The following is a 1,133-nucleotide window of genomic DNA, read 5'->3' as shown; positions in this document are numbered from 1 at the left end:
GTAAGCGTCCGGCCAGACTGCTATCGGTTCCAGCGCCACGGGAGCAGATCGTTGACCTTTGTGATTTTGTAGTCCGGAATGCGTGCGAGGGTGTCGGCGAGCCAGGCGTGGGGATCGACGGTGTTGAGCTTGGCCGTTTCGATCAGGGTGTAGGCGATGGCCGCGGCCTTGCCGCCTGCCTCGGAGCCGACGAAGAGGTAGTTCTTCCGGCCGAGGGCGATGGCGCGCATGCCGCGTTCGGCTGCGTTGTTGTCCAACTCCAGGATGCCGTTGTCGAGGTAGGGACGCAGGCGCTCCATGCGGCTCAGGGCATAGCGGATGGCGGCTGCGAGCGGGGATTTACCTGAGATCGTGGTGAGTTGCAGGGCCAGCCAGACCTCCAGGTCGTCGAAGGCCGGAGCTGCATGTGCCTTGCGAAGCGCGACGCGGACCTCTGGCGGTGACCCTCTGGCCTCTTTCTCGACGGCATAGAGTTGCGCGATCCGGCCGATGGCTTCCTCGGCGATGGGGGAACCTTGCGACCGGTGGATGTCGACGAACTTGCGCCTGACATGGGCCATGCAGGCGACCTCGCGGATGGCGCCGGTTCGGTAGAGGTCCTCAAACCCGGCATAGCCGTCGGCGTGCATCCAGCCGCGGTATCGGGCGAGGTGATCCTTCGGGTGCTGGCCCTTGCGATCACCGGAGAAGCGATACCAGGCAGCGGGTGGAGCGCCGCCGCCCCAGGGGCGCTCATCGCGGGCGTAGGTCCAGAGCCTTGCGGTCTGGGTCTTGCCGGTGCCGGGGGCAAGCATGCTGATGGGCGTGTCATCCGCGAAGATGGCCTCGGCCGACAGGACATGGCGGCCGATGGCATCTGCGAGGGGCTCCAGCAGGGCGGTAGTTTTGCCAACCCAGTCGGCTAGGGTCGATCTGTCGAGGTCGAGACCTTCACGGTCGAAGATCTGGCTTTGGCGATACAAGGGAAGATGGTCGGCATACTTGCTGACCAGCACATGGGCCAAGAGACCCGGCCCCGGGCGGCCACGTTCGATGGCGCGCGAGGGCAGCGGGGCCTGGATGAACCGTTCGCAGCAGGTGCATGTCAGGCGGGGCCGGACGACGCGGTTCACGATGAAGCGGCCGGGCACGTA

At 65.9% G+C, this 1,133-nt stretch carries 1 protein-coding gene; it reads right to left on the bottom strand.

Annotated features, from left to right (window positions below):
* Positions 1-20: 20 nt before the first annotated feature.
* Positions 21-1,133 (bottom strand): IS66 family transposase (gene tnpC, locus LHP98_RS19270; protein ID WP_227254163.1); only part of this gene is annotated, 1,113 nt, incomplete at its 5' end.

This window comes from Rhodobacter sp. Har01 (genome assembly GCF_020564565.1).
GTDB lineage: Bacteria > Pseudomonadota > Alphaproteobacteria > Rhodobacterales > Rhodobacteraceae > Pseudogemmobacter.
This window is presented reverse-complemented; position numbering and strand designations above follow the sequence as displayed.